Raw genomic sequence first — 6,348 nt, 5'->3', positions numbered from 1 at the left:
CTGCGATGGCTGAGGTCTCCGCGTCGGACGCGCCTACCGAAGGCACGAAATATGGGAGCGGCTCAAGCACCGGTGCGCCCGACTACCCACACGGAACGAGAAGGGACCCTCATTTGACAACGATGTGCTCTGCCGCCGAATCCACCATGATCACTCAGGCTCAAAAACAAGCAGTTCGTCGTGCAAGCGAGATGCGAGCAAACCAACTCGCGCCCCGACGCCAAGAGCTGTGCACAATTGCAACGCTTACAAGCAAAGGGGACTACAAGGGGGACACCATCGCAAACAAAACAGCTAATGCACTTATTTTGAATAAATACTCATAATGAATTGGTGCGGTCGAGAAGACTCGAACTTCCACGGGTGTTACCCCACAGCGACCTCAACGCTGCGCGTCTACCATTCCGCCACGACCGCACTGTCATGGTATGACGTGGCGTTTAGCGTCTCTGGGCAGGTTTGTGAAGAGCAAATTACGGCTCTACGAAAACACCGGCGTTGGCGCGCAACACGCGCTTTTCCTGTGCGCGGTGCCAGTGTATCACCCGCCCCATGGTAGAATGGAAAATATCGCCCGGTCTGACCGATTATGAAGAGGCTCTGGCCCTCATGGAGGCGCGTGTCGCCGATATTTCCGCCGGCACCGCGCCCGAGTCGATCTGGCTTCTGGAGCATCCGCCTCTCTATACTTCAGGCACGTCATCGCGGCCCGAAGACCTGATCGACCCCGACCGATTCCCTGTATATGAGGCGCGGCGCGGCGGGCAATACACCTATCACGGTCCGGGCCAGCGGGTCGTCTATGTCCTGCTGGACGTCGGCAAGCGCGGGCGCGACGTGCGCGCCTTTGTGCGACAGCTCGAGGCGTGGGTGATTGCGGTGCTGGATGCGTTCAACGTCACGGGCGAGCTTCGCGCGGGGCGCGTGGGCGTCTGGGTCACCCGTCAGGACAAGCCGCTTGGCCCGGATGGCGCGGCGCCCGAAGACAAGATCGCGGCCATTGGTGTGCGCCTGCGCAAGTGGATCAGCTTTCACGGGATCTCGATCAACGTGGAGCCGGAGCTGGAGCACTTCAGCGGCATCATTCCCTGCGGCATCGCCCAACACGGGGTCACGAGCCTTGTTGATCTGGGCCTGCCCGTCACCATGGAGGATGTCGATGTCGCGCTGCGCCGCGAATTCGACGGCATTTTTGGCGACCCGGCTGACCCGATCAAAGCCGAGTTCCTCCAGAACGTAAAAAACCCGCAACCCTGAAAAGGATTGCGGGTCACAGCGCCAATTGATCGTGTGCCTATCAGAAGGGACAGGACTGGCGCACGAAAGGGGGTTGGCGCTATCTTCTTCAGCCTTCGGACGGGTGCATCGCGTCTTCAACCATCAGTTCACCGTCTTCCATGCAACGTTGCATCACTTCGGACATCATGACGTCCGCGCCACGCGCATCTTGGCGCGCGCCTTCGCGACCAGCATCGTCGTTCATGGTGTCATCACCATCTGCCTGCTCGGTGGCAACACCAGCTTCGGTGGCATCTTCACCCATCGCTTGGTCACGCGCGCCTTCACGGCCCATCTCGGAAATCGCTCCCAACTGGTCGTAGGAGTCCATTTCATTGAATTCGCCGCATGTCATGGCAAATGCGCCGGTGGACATGAACGTGCCCAGTGTCAAGGCGGCGGCGGCTGTGCTCAGTTTGCGAAAGTTGGTCATTTCATTCTCCTAAACTTCAAATCAGACAACGCATCCCGGCGTCGTGCAGGGTCTTGCGTCGCTTGGGGTGTCAACACGGCAGCCGTCACGCTGGTTCCAAACGGTTTGATTTTTTTCGACATCACGCGCCGGAAAAGGCAAGCGTGCCATCGCCGGCATATTGATGATCCTTTGCGATATTCTGCGCCCAACAACGGTGAAGAAAGCGCGCGACGGGTGTTTCCAGCCGCATTCTGCATCGCAAAACGCCCATGAGGGGTGCGACAATTTAATTTGCGTTCTCATACACTCGGGCGTTGCCCGGTCTGACCGGGCACACTAAAACGACGTCCAGCAACGTTGCGCGCCCGTAGCCCATCCGCGAGCGCCCGGATCCATACCAGCAGGAGGCACCCAATGGCAGATGCAGCCATTCATGGCCACGACCACCAAGACGAACGAGGGTTCTTTACCCGGTGGTTCATGTCCACGAACCACAAGGATATCGGTATCCTTTACCTGATCACGTCGGCGCTTGTCGGCCTGCTCTCGGTCGTTTTCACCATTTACATGCGTCTCGAGCTCATGGAGCCCGGTGTTCAGTACATGTGCCAGGAGGGTGCCCGGTTCATCGCCGATTCTGCGGCGACCTGTACGCCTGACGGCCACCTTTGGAATGTGTTGATCACATACCACGGCGTGCTGATGATGTTCTTCGTGGTGATTCCCGCGCTGTTCGGCGGCTTTGGCAACTACTTCATGCCATTGCAGATCGGCGCGCCGGACATGGCGTTCCCGCGGATGAACAACCTGTCCTACTGGCTCTATGTCGCGGGCACGTCGCTGGGCGTGGCCTCGATGCTGACGCCGGGTGGCACCGGTGGCGCACTAGGTGCGGGCGTTGGCTGGGTTCTCTATCCGCCGCTCTCGACCAACTCGCCGGGCATCTCGATGGACCTTGCGATCTTTGCCGTGCACGTGTCGGGCGCCAGCTCGATCCTGGGTGCGATCAACATGATCACAACGTTCCTCAACATGCGCGCGCCGGGCATGACCCTGTTCAAAGTGCCGCTGTTCGCTTGGTCGATCTTCGTCACCGCATGGCTGATCCTGCTGTCGCTGCCGGTTCTGGCGGGCGCAATCACGATGTTGCTGACCGATCGTAACTTCGGAACGACCTTCTTTGATCCTGCTGGCGGGGGCGATCCGATCCTCTATCAGCACATCCTGTGGTTCTTCGGTCACCCCGAGGTCTACATCATCATCCTGCCCGGCTTCGGCATCATCAGCCACGTCATCGCGACCTTCTCGCGCAAGCCGATCTTTGGCTACCTGCCGATGGTCTGGGCCCTGATCGCGATTGGCGCACTCGGCTTTGTCGTCTGGGCACACCACATGTACACGGTGGGCATGTCGCTGACGCAGCAGTCCTACTTCATGCTGGCCACGATGGTGATCGCCGTGCCCACCGGCGTGAAGGTGTTCAGTTGGATCGCGACGATGTGGGGCGGCTCGATCGAGTTCAAGACACCGATGCTCTGGGCCTTCGGCTTTCTCTTCCTGTTCACCGTGGGCGGCGTGACCGGCATCGTTCTGTCGCAGGCCGGGATCGACCGCGCGTACCACGACACCTACTACGTCGTTGCGCACTTCCACTATGTGATGAGCCTTGGCGCCGTCTTTGCCATCTTTGCGGGGATCTACTTCTACTTCCCCAAGATGACCGGCAGGATGTATCCTGAATGGGCTGGCAAGCTGCACTTCTTTGCGATGTTCATCGGGTCAAACCTGACGTTCTTCCCGCAGCACTTCCTAGGCCGTCAGGGTATGCCCCGGCGCTATATCGACTACCCCGAGGCGTTCGCGACCTGGAACTACTGGTCGTCAATCGGTGCGTTCATCAGCTTTGCCAGCTTTGTGTTCTTCTTCGGCGTGATCCTCTACGCGCTGTTCTATGGTCGCCGCGTGACCGAGAACAATCCGTGGAATGAGTATGCAGACACGCTGGAATGGACCCTGCCCAGCCCGCCGCCCGAGCATACGTTCGAGCAGCTTCCCAAGCGGGAAGACTGGGACAAGGGCCACGCGCACTAAGCGCAGCCAGATCCAAGACCAAGGCAAAGGCCCCGGAGCGTTCCGGGGCCTTTTTCAATTCGATGCCTTCTCCCAAACCTCCCCAGATTGGAATTGACGCAGCGCAGAAATGTGAAACACTACAACCCTAGGTTTTGGTGCGGCAAAAATACGGGGCGGCAATTTGGAAGCTCTCAAGCATCCCAATCAGGCGGCACGGCTGGAGCGGCTTCGCAGCTACGATATCCTCGACACACCGCGGGACTCTGATTTCGACGACATCGCACTGCTGGCCTCGCAGATCTGCGGCACGGCCATTTCCGTCGTCAACCTGATCGACGCCGACCGACAGTGGTTCAAGGCCGAGGTCGGTCTGGGCGTGCGCGAAACACCGCTTGAGACGTCGATATGCAGCCATGTCATCCTTGAGGAGGAGTTCGTCGAGATCCCTGACACCCTTGAGGATCCACGCATGGCAAACAACCCGCTCTGCACAGGCGATCCGGGTCTGCGGTTTTATGCGGGCGCCCTTCTGAAATCGGATGACGGCCTGCCTCTGGGAACGCTGTGCGTTCTCGATTACGCGCCGCGCATCCTTACTCCACATCAGCGCGATGCGCTTCGGGTGCTCTCGCGGCAAGTGATGGCGCAGATGGACATGCGCCGCGCCCTCAACGCGAACAAGCTGCTGCGCCAGGAAATCGATCACCGCGTCAAGAATTCGCTGCAATCGCTGTCGTCCCTTGTCGGCATTCAAGAACGGCGCGCAGCTGGAAACGAGGCCCGCAAGGCGCTTCAGACCGTCCATTCCCGGATCGAGGCGGTTTCGCGTCTGCACAGCCAGCTTTACCGCACCGACGATCACTTGAGGATCAATCTCAAGACATATCTGGAAGAGATGAGGCAAAATATGACCGCCATGGCGCCGCACGGGGTGCATCTGGTCATGAACGCGGCAAGTTGCGCGGTGCCAACGGGTCAGGCGGTCGCCGTGGGCACATTGGTCAATGAGTTTGTCGCCAATTCCTACAAACACGCATTTCCGGACGGCATGGGCGGGACGATCACGATCCGGATCGGCCATGGCCAAGAGCCGGGCACGCTGCGCGTGTCCTGTAGCGATACCGGCGTTGGCCTGCCCGCCGAGGCGGACCCAGCGCGCGGCGGCTTGGGCACGCTGATCGCGCAGGTCATCGGCGCCGAATTGAATTCCGAACTCGAGGTCAGCTCATCGTCTGCGGGCCTGACCGTCGAACTGGAATTCGTGATCGAGGCACCCACGGGCGCTCGCGCCTAGACGCGGCTCAATACCCGCAAGGCTTGTGCCCGAAAAACACCTTGGTGACCTCTTCCGCGACGTCCCATGTCACGCGCGCGCCACCCCTCACGAACAGGCTGTCACCGGCACTCAAATCCCGCACCGCGCCGGTGCCATGATCCGTCAGGCGGCACCGACCGGCGAGGATCGTCATCATCTCATCCCCCTGCTCGGTGCATTGAAAGGCGCCGGGCGTGCAGCGCCAGATGCCAAATCGCGTGACATGCCCCGGCCCGCCCGCATCGAGACGGCCAAATGTGCGCGGCGCGCCCCGCAGGATCACGTAGTGGCTGGCCGGGTTATCCAGCGGCCATTCCTCCAGCACACCGACATCGCACCCCGGCGCATATCCGATCATCCCGCGCGCCCCGCGACAGGACCGCGCCCATGGGTGCCATCATATCCGTTCGGCTGCGCCGCGCGCCATCCCTCCAGCGCATCGGGCGCGGGCGCGAAGACCTCGACCAGCAGGGGGTGGCAAACCGCGGTATCGCTGGAATGCTGGGCCGAGCAATCGCCACCGGGACAAGCGCTGAGCGCGCCCAGAAGGTCGATCTCGGCAAAGAATTCAAGGTAATCGCCGGGGCGGACCGGGCTGGCCTTCATGAAATACTGGCCCGTCCCGCGGGTGAACCCGGTGCACATGAAGACGTTGAGCACATCATGCACATGGCGCTCAGCCTCGGCGAGGGGCAGCCCCGTCTCATCGCTGAGGGCGCGCGTCAGGTTGGAATGGCAGCAGTGATGATACTGCCCGCCCGCCAGAAGATGCCCCGTGTAGGGATCGCAGCGCGTGCCGATCACGTCATGGACGGACCCACCATATTGGTCGATGCCATACCATTCCAGCGTGTCCGCGGTGATCGTCGCCATGGGCCGCAGATGCGGCAGCGACGACCACATCCGCTGACCGCGAGTCAGATGTGTGCCGTGCAGGGCACGGGTTTTGCCCGAATAGAATCGCTCGTCCAGATCGTCGGCATTCCAGAGGTTCAAGTCGCCCACCTGCGGCCCGTCCACAGACGTGATTCGAAAGAAATGCCCGGCAGGCGCGCGGAAACATGCGGCATCGCGTGGCCGGGCCAGCACTTCGGCGATCTTGACCGCGCCCTGGCGCGCCGCAGCATAAAACGCAAGATCAGGCTGCGGCAGCGTTTCGGTCGGATAACAGATCACCGGCGGCACGTCGCGGCGCGCCTCGGCATCCGGCGGTGCAGTCACGTTCGGGGCGGGCTGGGTCATGGCGGTCCTTTCACGTGTCGGGCCT

The 6,348-nt window shown here is 61.1% G+C and carries 7 protein-coding genes and 1 tRNA gene; 4 read left to right on the top strand and 4 right to left on the bottom strand.

Features of this window, described 5'->3' with window-relative positions; all coding sequences use genetic code 11:
* Nucleotides 1–326: hypothetical protein (locus V8352_RS05730; RefSeq protein ID WP_336423302.1), on the top strand; the 326-nt coding region annotated here is incomplete at its 5' end.
* Nucleotides 327–331: 5 nt separating this feature from the next.
* Here V8352_RS05730 and V8352_RS05725 read toward each other — a convergent pair.
* Nucleotides 332–417 (bottom strand) — tRNA-Leu (locus tag V8352_RS05725).
* Between the two features lie 135 nt (nucleotides 418–552).
* Between V8352_RS05725 and lipB the strand changes: the two genes are divergently transcribed.
* A complete protein-coding gene (gene lipB, locus V8352_RS05720) occupies nucleotides 553–1,257 on the top strand; it encodes a lipoyl(octanoyl) transferase LipB (RefSeq protein WP_336423301.1) in 705 nt (234 codons plus the stop codon).
* 88 nt (nucleotides 1,258–1,345) lie between these two features.
* Here lipB and V8352_RS05715 read toward each other — a convergent pair whose 3' ends face one another.
* Nucleotides 1,346–1,711 (bottom strand): hypothetical protein, encoded by a 366-nt coding sequence (locus tag V8352_RS05715; RefSeq protein ID WP_336423300.1) that lies wholly within the window; start codon nucleotides 1,709–1,711, stop codon nucleotides 1,346–1,348.
* 396 nt (nucleotides 1,712–2,107) lie between these two features.
* Here V8352_RS05715 and ctaD point away from each other — a divergent pair, with 396 nt between their 5' ends.
* Together ctaD and V8352_RS05705 are read left to right on the top strand one after the other, a co-directional pair.
* Nucleotides 2,108–3,784 (top strand): cytochrome c oxidase subunit I, encoded by a 1,677-nt coding sequence (gene ctaD / locus V8352_RS05710; RefSeq protein WP_336423299.1) that lies wholly within the window; start codon nucleotides 2,108–2,110, stop codon nucleotides 3,782–3,784.
* Between the two features lie 163 nt (nucleotides 3,785–3,947).
* A complete protein-coding gene (locus V8352_RS05705; RefSeq protein WP_336423298.1) occupies nucleotides 3,948–5,060 on the top strand; it encodes a sensor histidine kinase in 1,113 nt (370 codons plus the stop codon).
* Nucleotides 5,061–5,067: 7 nt separating this feature from the next.
* On the opposite strand, the gene V8352_RS05700 is transcribed toward V8352_RS05705, so the two are convergent.
* Entirely contained in the window at nucleotides 5,068–5,439 is a 372-nt protein-coding gene (locus V8352_RS05700; protein ID WP_336423297.1) for a cupin domain-containing protein, read from the bottom strand.
* Nucleotides 5,436–6,323 carry an urea carboxylase-associated family protein gene (locus V8352_RS05695; RefSeq protein ID WP_336423296.1) on the bottom strand — a complete coding sequence of 296 codons (888 nt, stop codon included), beginning with the start codon at nucleotides 6,321–6,323 and terminating at the stop codon, nucleotides 5,436–5,438. Before V8352_RS05695 ends, V8352_RS05700 begins: the two co-directional genes overlap by 4 nt.
* Nucleotides 6,324–6,348: the final 25 nt, after the last annotated feature.

It is taken from the genome of Roseovarius sp. D0-M9, from assembly GCF_037083805.1.
Lineage (GTDB): Bacteria > Pseudomonadota > Alphaproteobacteria > Rhodobacterales > Rhodobacteraceae > Roseovarius.
Note: the sequence above shows the minus strand (reverse complement) of the source record. Positions and strands in the feature narration are given on the sequence as shown.